This is a genomic window from Pelotomaculum propionicicum (assembly GCF_048984525.1).
In the GTDB taxonomy this organism is placed as follows: Bacteria; Bacillota; Desulfotomaculia; order Desulfotomaculales; family Pelotomaculaceae; genus Syntrophopropionicum; species Syntrophopropionicum propionicicum_A.
Map to the genome: position 1 here is coordinate 66,596 of NZ_JBMGJC010000001.1, position 15,739 is coordinate 82,334.

The following is a 15,739-nucleotide window of genomic DNA, read 5'->3' on the forward strand; positions in this document are numbered from 1 at the left end:
AGATAAATCCGACTTAAATTCTGACATCTGACCTCTGACCACCGACTTCTGAATAAGGGGGGATAAATTTTTGATTATTTCCTGGAACACAACCAACGCGTGCAACATGTACTGCAAGCACTGCTACCGCGACGCGGGCGCCAAAGCGGCGGATGAACTGGACACTGCTGAAGGGAAGGCGCTGATCGACCAGATTGCCGAAGCCGGCTTCAAGATAATGATCTTCAGCGGCGGCGAGCCGCTCATGCGTGAAGATATCTTCACACTGGTAAGCCACGCCAGGGAAAGAGGACTCAGGCCTGTCTTTGGCACTAACGGTACCCTTATTACCGGTAAGGTTGCGCAGAAACTGAAGGAATCAGGGGCGATGGCCATGGGCATCAGCCTGGACAGCACTGATGCTGAAAAACACGACCAGTTCAGGGCTACCCCCGGCGCCTGGCAGGGAGCTTTAGACGGCATGGCTGCGTGCCGGGAGGCTGGCCTGCCTTTTCAGATCCATACGACTGTTATGGACTGGAATATGGACGAGGTGGAAAAACTGACAGACCTGGCGGTGGAAATCGGGGCCATCGGGCATCACATATTTTTCCTGGTGCCCACGGGGAGGGCGGTTGATATCGAAGCGGAATCACTGAGGGCCGAACAGTACGAAGAACTTCTGCACAGGATCATGAAAAAGCAGGTTGAAACAAAAATAGAGCTCAAGCCCACCTGCGCGCCCCAATTTATGAGGATTGCTTCACAGCTGGGAATAAAGACCCGTTTCAGTAAGGGGTGCCTGGCTGGAATATCTTACTGCATAATCAGCCCCAAAGGAATAGTCCAGCCCTGCGCGTACCTGAACATATCCGCCGGAAATGTCCGCGAAACACCTTTTGGAGATATCTGGCGCAATTCGGAAATATTTAATAACCTGCGTACGGAGAAATACAGCGGCGGCTGCGGCGCCTGCGGTTATAAAAAAATCTGCGGCGGCTGCCGGGCCCGGGCTTATTATTACCATAATGACTACATGGCGGAGGAGCCATGGTGCCTGTACCAGGGGCGGAAGGGCTATTAAATTATGAAGACTGATCAAGTTGACAAGAAGCTGCTCAACCTGATCCAGGCAGATTTCCCGCTGTCGCCTGAACCTTACCGGGAAATCGGGGAGGCGCTGGGCATAACCGAGGAAGACGTGCTGGCAAGGCTCAGGCATATGATCGACAGCGGGCTGATACGACGCCTCGGCGGCATATTTGATTCGGGAATGATGGGCTACCACAGCACTCTCTGTGCCATGAAGGTTGATAAAAATAGGATAGATGAGGTCGCCGCCGTGGTTAACTCGCATCCCGGTGTCACTCACAATTATTTGAGAGAGCATGATTTCAACATGTGGTTTACGGTCACGGCCCCGTCTAAAGAAGAACTTGACGAAATTATATTTAAAATTAAAAGAGATACCGGCATTAAAGATGTTTTAAACCTCCCGGCGCAAAAGCTTTTTAAAATAAGAGTAAACTTTGAACTTTAATCGGGGTGTCTGTATGCTTTCAGGTTTGGACAGGCAAATTATTAAAGAACTGCAAAACGGGCTGCCCCTGGCAGTCCGTCCCTATAAAATAATCGGCGACAGGCTGAACATGACCGAAAAAGAGCTGATAGACCGGGTCAGGTATTTAATTGAAAACGGTTTTATCAGGCGTTTCGGCGCGGCTGTAAGGCACCAGGACCTGGGCTTTAAGGCCAACGCCATGGTCGTTTGGGATGTTCCAGACGAAAGGGTAAATGATATTGGCGTCATAATGGCGGGATTCAGGGAAGTTACCCATTGCTACCAGCGCCCCCGCTTTCCCAACTGGCCGTACAACCTTTTTACCATGGTGCACGGGCGCTCCAGGGAGGAGTGCGCCAAAATTGCCGGATTTATTTCACAGGCCGTTGGTATTAAAAAATACGATCTTTTGTTCAGCACCGCCGAGCTAAAAAAAATCAGCATGCGTTATTTTGAATGAAATAAAAAACCTTGATTGATTTTAAAGGGGGATAAATAAAAAATGCATAAAGGCTATGCCAGGTCCATATCTTTGTACAATGAAGCGCTGAAGTACATACCGGGCGGCGTCAACAGCCCTGTAAGGGCATTTAAATCGGTGGGTTTAAACCCAGTTTTCATTAAAAGAGGCGAGGGCTCGAAAATATATGATGAAGACGGCAATGAATACATAGACTACGTGGGGTCCTGGGGACCTCTAATCTTGGGGCACCGTCACCCGCGTGTTATTGAGGCGCTGGAGCGGTGCTTAAAAGATACCGGGACCAGTTTTGGGGCGCCAACCGAGCTTGAAACAATACTGGCCTCCATGGTTATTGAAGCAGTGCCGTCAGTCGAAATGCTAAGGCTGGTAAACTCCGGCACCGAGGCCACAATGAGCGCGTTGAGGCTGGCCCGTGGTTACACCGGAAGAAATAAAATAGTAAAGTTTGCAGGCTGTTATCATGGCCATGCCGATTTTTTATTAATAAAAGCGGGATCAGGCGCTCTTACGCTGGGAGTTCCCACCAGTCCCGGGGTGCCCGCTGAAACAGCTGTTAATACGATAACAGCTGACTATAACAACATAGATAAGCTGAAAGAGATATTTGAAAAAGTTGGAGAAGATATCGCCGCTGTTATTGTTGAGCCTGTGGCGGGCAACATGGGTGTTGTTCTTCCCGCGCCGGGTTTTCTGGAAGGCCTGAGGGAAATTACCAGCAGTTATGGCAGCCTTTTGATATTTGACGAAGTAATGACCGGTTTCCGGGTATCATACGGGGGGGCGCAAGAACTTTATGGCGTTACTCCCGATCTTACAACCCTGGGCAAGGTTATTGGCGGAGGTCTTCCAGTAGGCGCGTACGGCGGGAAAAAAGAAATAATGGAGCACGTCTCTCCGGCCGGGCCGGTATACCAGGCCGGAACATTATCCGGAAACCCTCTGGCGGTTACCGCCGGTATAGCCACCCTGGAAATATTAAAACAACCGGGTATTTACAATGACTTGGATAGGAAGGCGGCAATGCTGGAGGACGGGCTGAAAGAATCAGCCTCGGAGGCAGGGGTAGACTTGAGCGTAAACCGGGTAGGGTCCATGCTCAGCGCTTTCTTTACCGGCGGCAAAGTAACCGATTTTGCCACCGCATGTTTGTCAAACACTGAGTATTTCAAGTCCTTTTTTAAGTCGATGATTGAATGCGGCGTATATATCGCGCCTTCCCAGTATGAGGCGGCTTTTATATCCACCGCTCATAGTGATAATGATATTGTATACACATTGGCATCAGCCAGGAAATCAATACACTTAATCAAAAAGTATTAAAGATATTTTTCCAATTTTGTTTATCATTTAAAATATAAAAATGAATTAAATTCTTGCAATTATTAGATAATTTCTAACCATAAAAACCTTTATTTTAAAAATTTAATTTTATTAAGTATTTTTTTTAATACAGAAGTTTTTCCAGAAGGAATATTAACATTTTTACAGAATCCTTCTGGTTAATATTTGTTTAGGAGCTTAAATATATTTTATCTCTTAAGTGTGGGAGGAGGTGGATTGAGGCAAAAGTAGCTTTTTGAGTTCAGCTTTGTAGTTTTTTAGCGGTGTAAGACTTTAAGGTATTAAGCAAGGGAGGTACAGACTTGTGGTAGCATGTGCGAGCAATTGTGGTGGAGATGAATTAACCAAAAAACTAGATAAGATTATTGATCCGTACAGAGGTAATCCCGGCGGATTAATCCAGGTGCTTACAAAGGCCCAGAATCTTGTAGGATATCTTCCCAAATGGGTCCAGGTACAAATAGCAGAAGGGTTGGGGGTATCTCTTCAGGAAGTTTACGGGGTTATTACTTTCTATGCGTTCTTCTCCCTGATTCCCAGGGGCAGGCATAAGATCAGCGTGTGTGCCGGTACAGCCTGCTACGTGAAGGGAACTAAAATGGTTACCAAAACTCTCAGAGATCTGCTGGATATTAAACCAGGCCAGACTACTCCCGACAGCCGGTTCACCCTTGAGATCGTGCGCTGTATCGGAGCATGCGGTCTTGCGCCGGCAATGATTATAGACGGCAAAGACGTCCACGGCCGTCTTGAGCCAGAACTTATTCCCGCGGTGCTTGAGCAGTACGCATAGTAATAATGGAAATCCTACTTGATATCCCGTTTATTGAGTAATTCAATCAGTTAATCTTTATGACCAGGGATATCTTCAGAATTGGCTGGAGGATTTAAACGGAGGTGTAATTAAGTGAAGTCTTTGGACGAACTGGCAAAGATAAAGGAAAGCAGGCGGGCAGCCCTTAAAATTCGCGAGGGAGTTCCGTCCGCAACTGAAAAAGCACACGTAATGATGTGCGGCGGCGCGGGATGCATATCTTCCAAGTGCCTGGATGTAGTAGACGCCATGAAGGAAGCCCTCAGCAAAAACGGTATCGCTGACCAGGTGCAGATCATTCTTACCGGCTGCATGGGCCCCTGTGATATGGGCCCGGTTGCAATCGTGTATCCTGACGCAACCTTCTACCGCAGGCTGAAGCCTAAGGATGCCGAAGCGATTGTTGAGGAACACATCATGAAGGGGAACCTTGTACAGCGTCTCATGTACAGGTCACCCGGCGCGAAAGAACCTACTCCCAAGGTCGATGATATAGACCTGTTCGCAAAACAGAAAAAGATCGTGCTCCGCAACAACTTCTATATTGATCCCACATCGATTGAGGACTTTATTGCCAACGACGGGTATGCGGCCCTTGGTAAAGCTCTCACCCAAATGCAGCCCGCGGAAATTATCGAAGAGGTCAAAAAATCAGGCCTGCGCGGACGCGGCGGCGCTGGTTTCTCCACCGGCATGAAGTGGGGATTCACAGCATCTGCCAGCGGGTCACCAAAATATGTTGTCTGCAACGGTGACGAAGGCGACCCGGGCGCATTCATGGACAGGTCCGTCCTGGAAGGCGACCCGCACAGCGTCATTGAGGGTATGGCCATCTGCGGCCGCGCTATCGGCGCCGAGCAGGGTTATGTATATGTAAGGGCGGAATATCCGCTGGCAATTGAAAGATTGGACTATGCTATCCAGAAAGCCCGTGAAAACGGACTGCTGGGTAAAGATATTTTAGGCAGCGGCTTCAACTTTGACATTGAGATCAGGATCGGCGCCGGCGCATTTGTGTGCGGCGAAGAAACCGCCCTGCTTACGTCCATCGAAGGCAAGCGCGGCGAGCCGAGGCCAAGGCCTCCGTTCCCGGCCAACGCCGGAGTTTGGGGCAAGCCGACCGTTCTTAACAACGTTGAAACATGGGCAAACATTCCGGAAATCATTCTTAAGGGCGCTGACGCTTATGCGGCCATCGGCACTGAGAAGAGCAAAGGCACCAAGGTATTTGCCCTGGCCGGCAGAATTAACAACACCGGTATTATCGAAGTTCCGATGGGCACCACTTTAAGGGAAATCGTCTTTGAAATCGGCGGCGGCATCCCCAGAAAGAAAGCTTTTAAAGCCGTCCAAACCGGCGGTCCGTCCGGCGGCTGTATTCCTGCCGATTACCTGGACACTCCTGTCGATTATGACTCCCTCGGAGCCCTGGGCGCAATCATGGGTTCCGGCGGTATGATCGTCCTTGACGAAGACACCTGCATGGTTGACATCGCCAAGTTCTTCCTCGATTTCGTTGTTGACGAGTCCTGCGGCAAGTGCTCCCCCTGCCGGATCGGCACCAAGCGGATGTACGAAATTATTGACAACATCAGCAACGGCAAGGGCAAAGAAGGCGACATCGAGCTTCTGATCGAGCTTGCTACCACGATCAAAGCAACTGCGCTGTGCGGCCTCGGCCAGACTGCTCCCAACCCCGTTCTCAGCACAATAAGGTACTTCCGGAACGAGTACGAGGAGCACATCAAGGACAAGAAGTGTGCATGCAACGTCTGCGAGTTTAAGGAATAAAAGCCGCTCCCGCAGCTTTTTGAAAACGGTATGTAGAAAAATACGGGAGTTTGGAGGGAAAAAGTGAAAATGATAAATTTAACAATTGATAATCAGAAAGTAGCGGTTGAGCCAGGGACTTCGATTCTTGAAGCCGCTCAAAAAGTGGGAGCCAGGATCCCGACGCTTTGTTATTATAAAGACCTGAACGTAATTGGGGCCTGCCGTATCTGCATGGTAGAAGTGCAGGGGGCCAGGACCTTTATTCCGGCTTGCGTTGCTCCGGTTGCCGAGAACATGGTTGTTAAAACAAACACACCGGCAGTGATCAAGGCCCGCAAACTGATCCTTGAATTAATCCTTTCCGACCACCCGCAGGAATGCCTTACCTGCGCCCGTAACCAGAACTGCGAACTGCAGAAACTGGCGGAAGAGTTCGGTATTAAAGATGTTCGCTTTGACGGCGCCAAGACCGAGTACCCGATTGATGACTCCAGCCCGTCCATTCAAAGAGACCCGCGCAAGTGCGTGCTATGCCGCCGCTGTGTTTCAGTGTGCAGCAACGTTCAGACCGTGCAAGCTCTCTGCGCTGAAAACAGGGGCTTCGACACCCTGATCGCGCCTGCTTTCAACGAAAAGCTGGCCAACATGGAGTGCGTCAACTGCGGCCAGTGCTCACTGGTCTGCCCGACCGGAGCTATTGTTGAGAAGGATGAAACAGAAAAAGTCTGGGCCGCGCTGGCCGATCCCAAGAAGCACGTTGTCGTCCAGACTGCGCCTGCCACCAGGGTACAGCTTGGTGAAGCGGTTGGAGCGGAGCCGGGCAGCATCTTTACCGGGCAAATGGTTGCCGGTCTGCGCCGCCTTGGCTTTGACAAGGTGTTTGACACCGACTTTACAGCTGACCTGACCATCCTGGAAGAAGGCAATGAGCTGCTGCAGCGCGTGACCACCGGCGGCACCCTGCCTATGATCACCTCCTGCAGCCCCGGCTGGATTAAATTTATTGAACATTTCTACCCGGACTTGCTTGCTCACCTGTCCACCTGCAAGTCGCCGCAGCAGATGTTCGGCGCACTGGCAAAAACCTATTGGGCACAAAAGGCGGGCGTAGACCCGGCCGACGTTTATTGCGTATCAATCATGCCGTGCACAGCCAAGAAATATGAGTGCCAGCGGCCTGAGATGTTCAGCAGCGGTTACCAGGATGTAGACGTGGTCCTCTCTTCCCGCGAACTGGGACGAATGTTCAAGCAGGCCGGCCTTGACGCATCCAACCTGCCTGAAGAAGACTATGACGCTCCCCTTGGAATTTCCACCGGCGCAGGCGAAATCTTCGGCGCTTCCGGCGGTGTTATGGAAGCTGCGCTGCGGACTGTATATGAGGTTGTTACCGGACAGACTCTCGAAAACATTGACTTCGAAGTATGCCGCGGCCTTACCGGCGTAAAAGAAGCCACCGTCCAGGTGGGCGACCTGCCGGTCAAAGTGGCCATCACCAACGGCCTGGGCAATGCCCGCAAGGTCCTGGACAAGATCCGCGCCGGCACAGCTGACTACCACTTCATCGAAGTCATGTGCTGCCCCGGCGGCTGCATCGGCGGCGGCGGGTCACCAATTCCGACCAACACGGAAATCCGCCAGAAGAGGATCGACGCCACTTATACCGAGGACGAGCGCATGGTGCTGCGCAAGTCCCATGAGAACCCGGCTGTCACAAAGCTCTACGAGGAGTTCCTCGAGAAGCCTCTTGGCCACAAGTCCCACGAACTGCTGCACACCAAATACACCCCGAGAGGTGTGAACAAGTAATAACTTATTAATTAAGGTCCCTTTCCATAACTGGAAAGGGACCTTAATATTTTTATGTACCCTGTACCCAGGAGGCAATTAAAGGACCATGCAATTCTCGCTTCCCACGTTTCATTTCACACCTGCCATTTGACAGCCCATTAACCAGGTGTTATAAAAAATATGGAAATCAAATCAAGGGAGATGAGGGCCTTGAGCGTAAAAATATTCACAATAGAGGTGCAGACGCGGCAGAGAAGCCATTTTGTCGACATTACACCCGAAGTGGAGCGCATAGTGTCGCAGAGCGGCGTTAAGGAGGGCACAGCACGGATCTTTACCCTGCATACCACCGCCGGGCTGACTATCAACGAGAACGCCGACCCGGCCGTGACTGAGGACATACTGATGGAATTGAACAAGATTGTGCCTTTAAACGACGGGTACAGGCATATGGAAGGCAATTCGGCGGCGCACATTAAATCCTCGCTTTTTGGCGTATCCCTGTCGGTATTTATCACCGGCGGCAGGCTTGTCCTGGGCACCTGGCAGAGCCTTTACTTCTGCGAGTTCGACGGGCCCCGGCAGAGGAAAGTCCTCATAAAAGTTATAGAAGAATAAAATAAATTTTAAAAGTGGTGATTCGATAAATATTTACAAAAAGTTAATCCCCCTGTAAGATAAATTTAATATGAATATACTAAAATATTTATGTGATAGTTTTTGAGAGGGGAGGTAGATGCAGTGTCGCACTGGATGGTAAGATGGATAATCAATGTAATTGTGATCATTGTTGCAGCTTATATAATTCCAGGGTTTGATGTTACAATTATAGGTGCGATAGTGGGTTCCATTCTTCTGGGCCTGGTGAACGCCACGATCCGCCCGGTTATTCTTCTGGTTACCCTTCCACTTAACATTATGACGCTGGGCCTGTTTACCCTGGTCGTAAACGGCTTAATGTTGTGGCTGGTCAGTTCTATCATAAAAGGCTTTACTGTCCAGGGCTTTGGCGCCGCTTTCCTGGGAGCCCTGCTTATAACAGTCATCAGTTCTGTGATTAGCTTTCTGGTGAAAGATTAAACTGTTCTTCAATAAAAAATAACATTGTTTTATTTAAAAAACCTTTTCCTGCCGGAATCACCGGACAGAAAAAGGTTTTGTTATTACAGGTTTGCTAGTTGGTAAGGCTGCTGATTGGGGCGGGAATGCGTCCTCCCCGGCGGACAAACGCCGCCGATGAAAACGGTTTCACCGGGATTACGGGCGCCCTGCCCAGGAGGCCGCCGTATTCCACGTAATCGCCGACTTTTTTGTTTATGGCCGGGATCAAGCGCACAGCGGTTGTCTTTTTATTTATAACGCCAATCGCAGCCTCGTCTGCAATAATTGCCGCAATGGTCTCGGCGGAGGTGTCACCCGGTACCGCGATCATATCCAGGCCCACCGAGCAAACGCAGGTCATGGCCTCCAGTTTATCAAGGGTTAACGACCCGGCTTCTATCGCCTTGATCATGCCGGCGTCCTCGCTGACTGGAATAAAGGCGCCTGAAAGGCCTCCCACGTAAGATGAAGCCATAGCCCCGCCTTTTTTCACGGCGTCGTTCAGGAGCGCCAGCGCGGCCGTGGTCCCGTGCGTCCCACAGCGTTCCAGTCCCATCGACTCCAGTATCTCAGCCACACTGTCTCCGATGGCCGGGGTCGGGGCCAGCGACAAATCAACAATGCCGAAAGGGATACCCAGCTTGCTGGCCGCGGTGCGTCCGACGAGCTCTCCCATCCGGGTAATCTTGAAAGCAGTTTTTTTGATGGTCTCGGCCAGCAGGCCGAAGTCCCCGTCTCCCACTGTCTCAACTGCTTTTTTTACCACGCCGGGGCCGCTCACCCCCACATTAATAACGCATTCAGGCTCACCTATCCCGTGAAAAGCTCCTGCCATGAAAGGATTATCTTCGGGCACATTGGCGAATACCACCAGTTTGGCGCAGCCAAGTCCGTCTTTGTCAGCCGTAAGTTCCGCTGTCTTTTTTACAGCCTGTCCCATCCTGTACACGGCGTCCATGTTTATACCAGCTTTGGTTGTTGCCACGTTGACTGATGAGCAAACCCGTCCGGTCTCGGCCAGCGCCTCCGGGATGCTGTCGATCAGCTTGTGGTCGGCGTTGGTAAAACCCTTGTGCACCAGGGCTGAAAAGCCGCCGATGAAATTAACCCCGACCGCCTCCGCCGCCTTGTCAAGGGTCATGGCAAAGCCGGTAAAGTTATCTGTAAGGCTGCTTTCCGCCACAACAGCTATCGGCGTCACAGATATCCTTTTATTCACAATAGGGAGGCCGTATTCTCTTTCGATGTTTTCGCCTGTTTCGACCAGATTGCCCGCCAGCCTGCAAATTTTGTCGTAAATTTTTTGCCTGGCCGCGCGAGGGTCCGGGTCGGAGCAGTCCCGCAGGCTGATGCCCATGGTAATAGTGCGGATGTCCAGGTTCTCCTCCTGGACCATATTAATTGTTTCGATGATTTCCTGCAAAGTGAGCATAAAAAAAACCTCCCGGTTATATCCTGTGCATGAAACTGAACACGTCTTCGTGCTGGGCGTCTATCCTGACGCCGATTTCCCGGCCTTTCTCAGCAAGTTTGTCCTTGAGGTCAATCATGTCTTTGGTGCTTTCGCTCATATCCGCCACCATTACCATCACCAGGTATTCCTGGAGGATGGTCTGGCTTATATCGAGTATGTTAATTTTGTTGGAAGCGAGCACCTGTGCCACACCGGCAATAATACCGACCTTGTCCGGGCCAATAACGGTAACGATGATCCTGTTGCCTTTAGGATCTTCCTTTTTTATTTTTGAAAGCATGGGCGGCTGTCCCCCTTGTAAAAAAATTAAAGCTGTCTCGCAGCTTCACGTTTCCAAAAAGATTTACTCATGGGTCCAAAGGAAGTTAACATGAAATAATATTAACTTTGAGACAGGGAAATGTCAAACCTTTTTGACGGCTTTTAATCTATAAAAAACTGAAGGCGGGAGGGGCTCATACCGGTTGAATTATATTCTATCAGGGCTGGTAATAGCGCATTTTAAAGTTGTCAAAATCCCAGCTTGCAAAGAAGCTTTCAGCTGCGTTCACGCCTGATATGAAAAGGTCTTCCTTTTGTTTTTCAATAATGTCAAAGTCGGTCGTTTTGATCCCCATCGAGGTGATAGGAATGGTGCGGACCATACTCCTGGGGTCCAGCTCATAAAGCCTGTCGTGCGCTTCCAGCATGGTCGTAAGCGTAGCCTTGAACAGGTCAAAGGGATTGTAGATACGCATGGGATTTACACTGTCCGGTTCTATAATCTTGAAGCCGAAAGTAGGCCAGGGCGGCGTGTCATCCCCGTCAAATATCCAGACCGGGAAGTTGCTTAAAACCCCTCCGTCTATGATGTAACTGTATTTTTTGTTTTTTTTGTTTTCGAAATATGGCAGGGTGTACGGCTCGTAAAAAAACGGCAGGTTTGCGCTCATCCTCACTGCTGAGGCAACGTCAAGGTCGTCCGGTTTGATATTGTAATCTTTAATATCGTGGGGCAGCCTCAGCAGCCTGCCCCTGGATACATCAGTCGCAATAACAACAAGTTTGTAACGGCATTTGCTGTCGTTTTCAAATTCTTTCAATACAAGGTTCTTAAAAGTATGAATACCTTTCGCGGCCAGGATTTTTCTGACCCAATTTTCCAGGAAACCGCCTTTGTACAGGCCGTTTTTAAACCAGAGCCTGAGGGCCGGTCCTAAATAAGGTATTTGTCCGATCCAGTCTTTGTCCCTGAACTTTTTAAAATCAAGGCTCCACACCAGTTCCTTGATTTCCAAGGCGGTATAGCCTGCGGCAACAAAAGAAGCAATAATAGCCCCGGCGGATGTGCCGGCAACATTAACCCAGTTATAGCCCCTTTTCTCAGCCTCATAGAGGGCGCCAAGCATGGCAAAGGCTTTTACACCGCCCCCTTCGAATATACCATCAGCGAGCATTGTCAATTTCAATCACCCCCGGATATAAAATATTGGGGGGGATTTTAAAACGTTACAGTCAAAAAGAACCAGCCAAATTTTTTCGGCTGGTCCTTTTTGTCACTTTTTCTTAAAAGTTTCACACTTGGTTTGATCCGACTTTACTGCCTGTTCAATGTGATTGCGTGTGACTTCAATCATCGGGGCGCTGCACAGTACATCTTTATTGAAATTACATTCTGTAACAGTGCACTTTATTTGCGGCATCTGCACCACCTCCTTAGTATTTCAAAAAGTTTTAAGCGACTAATAGAGTTCTACAATTCTAATAAAAATATTCCAGCTATTATTAAAAACGATGTTGACAGAACACCAGTTCGCTGATAGTATATAAGCAAACATATGTACGAGCGGGGAGGGTTAACCATGGAAAGAACATGGAACGAAGATGATAGCTTCATGAAGACAGGGACTGGGTGTTGCAATATCGTTGATTATATTCTTAGTTGGCTGGAAAGTGATGACACTGAGTTTGAAGTGGTCTTTGGCTACAGTATCTGCCTGGCTGCGGTAACCTATTTTATTGCCCGGTTGTTTGTGTCCTGGTAGAATTGTTCCCGGTAACAATATCATACAGGTAAGACATCAGTAAAAGCCCGCCGATAAGTACGAAATAGCTGTACGTAATCTTCCAGTTGTGGTATTCGATGGCGCCGGCGCTGAACATTACTGCCTCTAAAGCCAATAGGAGCACCGAGAAATATATAGTATAAAGTATCCTTCGCCCCCAGGACCTGGGATTCCAGTTTAAAAACAGTATCGAGATTAAATAAATATAGACGGTGTGAAACACCGGTATCGCTCCGAAATATAGTATGCCTTCCGGGTAGCTGTAATAATTAAGCTTAATATTAAGGCTGTCGGCGAACAGCATTATCCCGACACCTATTGCGCCTCCTTTCCACATTTTTGTGACTTTTTCTTTAAGTAAACATATTGTGATTACTGCGCTGACCGCCGCAAGAATTAAGTGGTGCATTTTACTCCTTAGTAGTTTTTTATTAATTTGTTTATTTAGTGTTGTTATTATCCATAAAAAAAGTACAGGTTTCTTTTGTAGAAACCTGTACTTTTTTTGATGTTTGGTGCGGCAGAAGGGACTTGAACCCCCACGAGCGTACGCCCACAAGAACCTGAATCTTGCGCGTCTGCCAATTCCGCCACTGCCGCATGTTAAAATTTTCAATACCACAGCTCGCAAGCCGCTTTATAAATATAGCATAATGAAATGCTGCCTGTCAATAATTCCGGATGCTGAAAAATACTGTGCGGCAGGGAAAAGGAAGGAATAATGAGTATCCTGCCGGCATCATAATTTTAAAAATTAGAAATAGAATCAGAAAACCAGGGAAATAATTATGCTGAGGAGGGAGAAATATATGAATAAAATGAAAAAAGGAAACCAGAAATCATGCGGGAACAATGAAACTACGAAAAACGGATACCAGGAACTATGGGACACCGGCAGGGCACATAATATAAAAAACAAAAATAAGGTTACAGGTACAAACCGGCCCAGTGTATGAAACCAGTCTGGCTTTTCGGGTATCTATGTTACCTGAAAACCAGATACATATATTGTATGAGGTAACCCAGATCTGTTCTAAATGATGGATTAAGAATAATATAAATTGCGATTAGAATTAAAAACATCAGCACCCATTTCAAAAATATCACTTCCGGCAGACAAAATTTATTATATTTTGTGTCATTGCATTCAGTCCACAATGCATAGTTCTCCTATGCTTGCCTTCGTTTCCATAAATATATTAGCAGGAATAGATATGTTAATATATGGTACTTCAGTACCAATTTTAGGACAAAAGAAGCTATACTAAAGTATAGCCGCGATATAAAAAAAAGGCGCGACAATCGTCGCGCCGTGTCTATAAAACTGGTGACCCCACCGGGATTCGAACCCGGGTTACCGCCGTGAAAGGGCGGTGTCTTAGACCGCTTGACCATGGGGCCTGGACTTCAGGATGGTCGGGATGGAGGGATTCGAACCCCCGGCCTCTTGCTCCCAAGGCAAGCGCGCTAGCCAAACTGCGCTACATCCCGCAAAATCATACAAATAGAATTATAACTTACCCGGAAAAACGCGTCAAGTTATAACTGGGGCGCAGCAAACAAAAAAAATGTCCAGCTTGCGCTGGACGGGGAGAGATAGAACTCACCAAAGCGGAGTATCCATATTATGTACTGTTTAAAAACATATTATACAGAAAAATGTTTTTTTATTGCCTCGTGCACAAAAAATTGAAACAACAGGTAAATTCAGATAACTGCAGGAATAAAGGTCTCGTTTGTAGAAAAAGCAAGATATAGTTTATAAAGTTTGGAAGAAGGTGGACCGGTGATCATAGCGGAGCAAAAACCGCTGTCCGAAATAGCGGGACTGCTTGAAGGCTGTAAAAACATTCTCCTGCTCGGATGCGGAAGCTGTGTTACGGTATGCCTGACCGGCGGCGAAAAGGAAAGCGAAATACTGGCCAGCGCACTGCGGATTAAACGCCGTTTGGAAGGAAAACCAGTTAATATAAAAACTTTTACCGTCACCCGCCAGTGTGACCCCGAATTTATTGAAAGCCTGGGGGATATGGTAAGAGACTCCGACGCGGTTGTTTCCATGGCCTGCGGGGTGGGGCCGCAGTACCTGGCTGATAGATACAGGGATAAATATGTAATACCGGCTATGAATACAAGGTTCGTCGGTGGTTCAAAACAACAGGGGATATGGGAAGAGCAGTGCAGCCTGTGCGGAGACTGTACAATTCACCTGACCGGCGGTATCTGCCCGGTCACACGCTGTCCGAAGAGCATTTTAAACGGACCGTGCGGCGGCGCCCAAGACGGCAAATGCGAGATAGACAAAGAGCTTGACTGCGCGTGGGACTTAATCTGTAAGCGCCTGGAGGAGCAGGGCAGGCTGGATTTGCTGAAAACAGTCGCGCCGCCAAAGGACTGGTCCAAAGCACGTGATGGCGGGCCGCGCAGGATGACCAGGGAGGACATATAAAAATGCTGAAATCAGGTGGCAGCAACCTTGAAAAAATATTAAGAAGCGGCCTGCACGCTGTGACAGCGGAAATCGGGCCGCCCAAACATTCATCGCCGGAAAAAATAATAGGGCACACCGATATGCTCAGGGGCTATGTGGACGCGGCCAATATTACCGACTGCCAGTCTGCTGTCGTCCGCATGTCCAGTATCAGCGCGGCTCTGCATATTCAGAACAGCGGTCTTGAATCAGTTATTCAAATAACCTGCCGGGATCGGAACAGGATTGCCATTCAAAGCGATCTGCTCGGCGCTTACAGCCTTGGGCTGAAAAATGTGCTCTGCCTGTCCGGAGACCACCAGGTCTTCGGCAACCACCCGACGGCTAAAAATGTGTATGATATAGACTCAGTCCAGCTGATCCAGCTTACAAGAAGAATGCGGGATGAAAAGCTGTTCTTCTCCGGGGAGCCAATAAAAGAACACGAGCCGAGATTTTTTATCGGAGCGGTGGCCAACCCGTTTGCAGACCCGTTTGAATACCAGGTCGACCGGTTGGAGAAAAAGATAAACGCCGGGGCTGAATTCATTCAAACCCAGTGTATCTATGACATGGAACGGTTTGCCCGGTTCATGGAGTTATGTGTGGAGCGCGGAATCCACGAAAGAGCTTATATCCTGGCTGGAGTCACGCCTCTTAAAAGTGGGCGCGCCGCCAGGTTCATGCAGACCTGCGTGCCGGGAATCACAGTGCCGGAGGATATAGTACGGCGGCTGACGGACGCCCCGGATCCAAAAGCGGAAGGAATCTCGATTTGTAAAGAACAAATCAGGTTTATAAGTGAAAATATTAAAGGCCTGTCCGGATTCCATATCATGGCTATTTCCTGGGAAGAAGCAGTGCCTGAAATTGTAAAAGGCGCCGGCTTGTGCCGGCGCCAGTAAT

Annotated in this window: 18 protein-coding genes and 3 tRNA genes; 13 read left to right on the plus strand and 8 right to left on the minus strand. The window is 48.8% G+C overall.

From position 1 onward, the window contains the following. The first annotated feature begins 70 nt into the window (after positions 1-70). The 9 genes from nirJ2 to ACOBQJ_RS00405 all read left to right on the plus strand — a co-directional run bounded on the left by nirJ2 (position 71) and on the right by ACOBQJ_RS00405 (position 8,823). On the plus strand, positions 71-1,063 hold the full coding sequence (nirJ2, locus tag ACOBQJ_RS00365; RefSeq protein WP_421069731.1) for a putative heme d1 biosynthesis radical SAM protein NirJ2: 993 nt from the start codon (positions 71-73) through the stop codon (positions 1,061-1,063). A gap of 3 nt (positions 1,064-1,066) precedes the next feature. Next, positions 1,067-1,519 carry an AsnC family transcriptional regulator gene (locus ACOBQJ_RS00370; RefSeq protein WP_421069732.1) on the plus strand — a complete coding sequence of 151 codons (453 nt, stop codon included), beginning with the start codon at positions 1,067-1,069 and terminating at the stop codon, positions 1,517-1,519. Between the two features lie 25 nt (positions 1,520-1,544). Beyond that, the gene (locus ACOBQJ_RS00375) at positions 1,545-2,000 is read left to right on the plus strand and encodes an Lrp/AsnC family transcriptional regulator (protein WP_421069733.1); all 456 of its coding nucleotides are present in this window, start codon (positions 1,545-1,547) and stop codon (positions 1,998-2,000) included. A 42-nt stretch (positions 2,001-2,042) separates the two neighbouring features. Further along, a complete protein-coding gene (gene hemL / locus ACOBQJ_RS00380) occupies positions 2,043-3,344 on the plus strand; it encodes a glutamate-1-semialdehyde 2,1-aminomutase (RefSeq protein WP_421069734.1) in 1,302 nt (433 codons plus the stop codon). 325 nt (positions 3,345-3,669) lie between these two features. Beyond that, positions 3,670-4,158 carry an NAD(P)H-dependent oxidoreductase subunit E gene (locus ACOBQJ_RS00385; protein WP_421069735.1) on the plus strand — a complete coding sequence of 163 codons (489 nt, stop codon included), beginning with the start codon at positions 3,670-3,672 and terminating at the stop codon, positions 4,156-4,158. A gap of 213 nt (positions 4,159-4,371) precedes the next feature. Beyond that, positions 4,372-5,970 carry an NADH-quinone oxidoreductase subunit NuoF gene (gene nuoF, locus ACOBQJ_RS00390; protein WP_421070103.1) on the plus strand — a complete coding sequence of 533 codons (1,599 nt, stop codon included), beginning with the start codon at positions 4,372-4,374 and terminating at the stop codon, positions 5,968-5,970. A gap of 63 nt (positions 5,971-6,033) precedes the next feature. Beyond that, positions 6,034-7,761 carry an NADH-dependent [FeFe] hydrogenase, group A6 gene (locus ACOBQJ_RS00395; protein WP_421069736.1) on the plus strand — a complete coding sequence of 576 codons (1,728 nt, stop codon included), beginning with the start codon at positions 6,034-6,036 and terminating at the stop codon, positions 7,759-7,761. Positions 7,762-7,923: 162 nt separating this feature from the next. Next, on the plus strand, positions 7,924-8,361 hold the full coding sequence (locus tag ACOBQJ_RS00400; protein WP_421069737.1) for a secondary thiamine-phosphate synthase enzyme YjbQ: 438 nt from the start codon (positions 7,924-7,926) through the stop codon (positions 8,359-8,361). A 123-nt stretch (positions 8,362-8,484) separates the two neighbouring features. Then, on the plus strand, positions 8,485-8,823 hold the full coding sequence (locus tag ACOBQJ_RS00405) for a phage holin family protein (protein WP_421069738.1): 339 nt from the start codon (positions 8,485-8,487) through the stop codon (positions 8,821-8,823). Between the two features lie 94 nt (positions 8,824-8,917). On the opposite strand, the gene ACOBQJ_RS00410 is transcribed toward ACOBQJ_RS00405, so the two are convergent. From ACOBQJ_RS00410 to ACOBQJ_RS00425, 4 genes are all read right to left on the minus strand, one after another. Next, a complete protein-coding gene (locus tag ACOBQJ_RS00410; protein ID WP_421069739.1) occupies positions 8,918-10,276 on the minus strand; it encodes a PFL family protein in 1,359 nt (452 codons plus the stop codon). Positions 10,277-10,292: 16 nt separating this feature from the next. Beyond that, positions 10,293-10,598: an ACT domain-containing protein gene (locus ACOBQJ_RS00415; RefSeq protein ID WP_421069740.1), complete on the minus strand. Its 306-nt coding sequence runs from the start codon at positions 10,596-10,598 to the stop codon at positions 10,293-10,295. A gap of 199 nt (positions 10,599-10,797) precedes the next feature. Continuing rightward, positions 10,798-11,754 carry a patatin-like phospholipase family protein gene (locus ACOBQJ_RS00420; protein ID WP_421070104.1) on the minus strand — a complete coding sequence of 319 codons (957 nt, stop codon included), beginning with the start codon at positions 11,752-11,754 and terminating at the stop codon, positions 10,798-10,800. Between the two features lie 99 nt (positions 11,755-11,853). Beyond that, positions 11,854-12,000 carry a DUF1540 domain-containing protein gene (locus ACOBQJ_RS00425; RefSeq protein WP_421069741.1) on the minus strand — a complete coding sequence of 49 codons (147 nt, stop codon included), beginning with the start codon at positions 11,998-12,000 and terminating at the stop codon, positions 11,854-11,856. Positions 12,001-12,159: 159 nt separating this feature from the next. On the opposite strand from ACOBQJ_RS00425, the gene ACOBQJ_RS00430 reads away from it, so the two are divergent. Beyond that, positions 12,160-12,342, plus strand: a complete 183-nt coding sequence (locus tag ACOBQJ_RS00430; RefSeq protein WP_421069742.1) for a hypothetical protein — start codon at positions 12,160-12,162, stop codon at positions 12,340-12,342. On the opposite strand, the gene ACOBQJ_RS00435 is transcribed toward ACOBQJ_RS00430, so the two are convergent. Continuing rightward, complete coding sequence (locus ACOBQJ_RS00435) at positions 12,314-12,772, minus strand: CBO0543 family protein (RefSeq protein ID WP_421069743.1); 459 nt, start codon at positions 12,770-12,772, stop codon at positions 12,314-12,316. The two genes, ACOBQJ_RS00430 and ACOBQJ_RS00435, sit on opposite strands and share 29 nt — an antisense overlap. A 104-nt stretch (positions 12,773-12,876) precedes the next feature. Further along, positions 12,877-12,963 (minus strand) — tRNA-Leu (locus tag ACOBQJ_RS00440). A gap of 209 nt (positions 12,964-13,172) precedes the next feature. Between ACOBQJ_RS00440 and ACOBQJ_RS00445 the strand changes: the two genes are divergently transcribed. After that, positions 13,173-13,319 (plus strand): hypothetical protein, encoded by a 147-nt coding sequence (locus ACOBQJ_RS00445; RefSeq protein WP_421069744.1) that lies wholly within the window; start codon positions 13,173-13,175, stop codon positions 13,317-13,319. Positions 13,320-13,688: 369 nt separating this feature from the next. Here ACOBQJ_RS00445 and ACOBQJ_RS00450 read toward each other — a convergent pair. Both ACOBQJ_RS00450 and ACOBQJ_RS00455 read right to left on the minus strand, forming a co-directional pair. Then, positions 13,689-13,764: transfer RNA gene (locus ACOBQJ_RS00450), tRNA-Glu, on the minus strand. 12 nt (positions 13,765-13,776) lie between these two features. Continuing rightward, positions 13,777-13,854, minus strand: a tRNA-Pro gene (locus ACOBQJ_RS00455). Positions 13,855-14,131: 277 nt separating this feature from the next. On the opposite strand from ACOBQJ_RS00455, the gene ACOBQJ_RS00460 reads away from it, so the two are divergent. Continuing rightward, positions 14,132-14,812: a methylenetetrahydrofolate reductase C-terminal domain-containing protein gene (locus ACOBQJ_RS00460; RefSeq protein WP_421069745.1), complete on the plus strand. Its 681-nt coding sequence runs from the start codon at positions 14,132-14,134 to the stop codon at positions 14,810-14,812. Positions 14,813-14,814: 2 nt separating this feature from the next. After that, complete coding sequence (locus tag ACOBQJ_RS00465; RefSeq protein ID WP_421069746.1) at positions 14,815-15,738, plus strand: methylenetetrahydrofolate reductase; 924 nt, start codon at positions 14,815-14,817, stop codon at positions 15,736-15,738. Position 15,739: the final 1 nt, after the last annotated feature.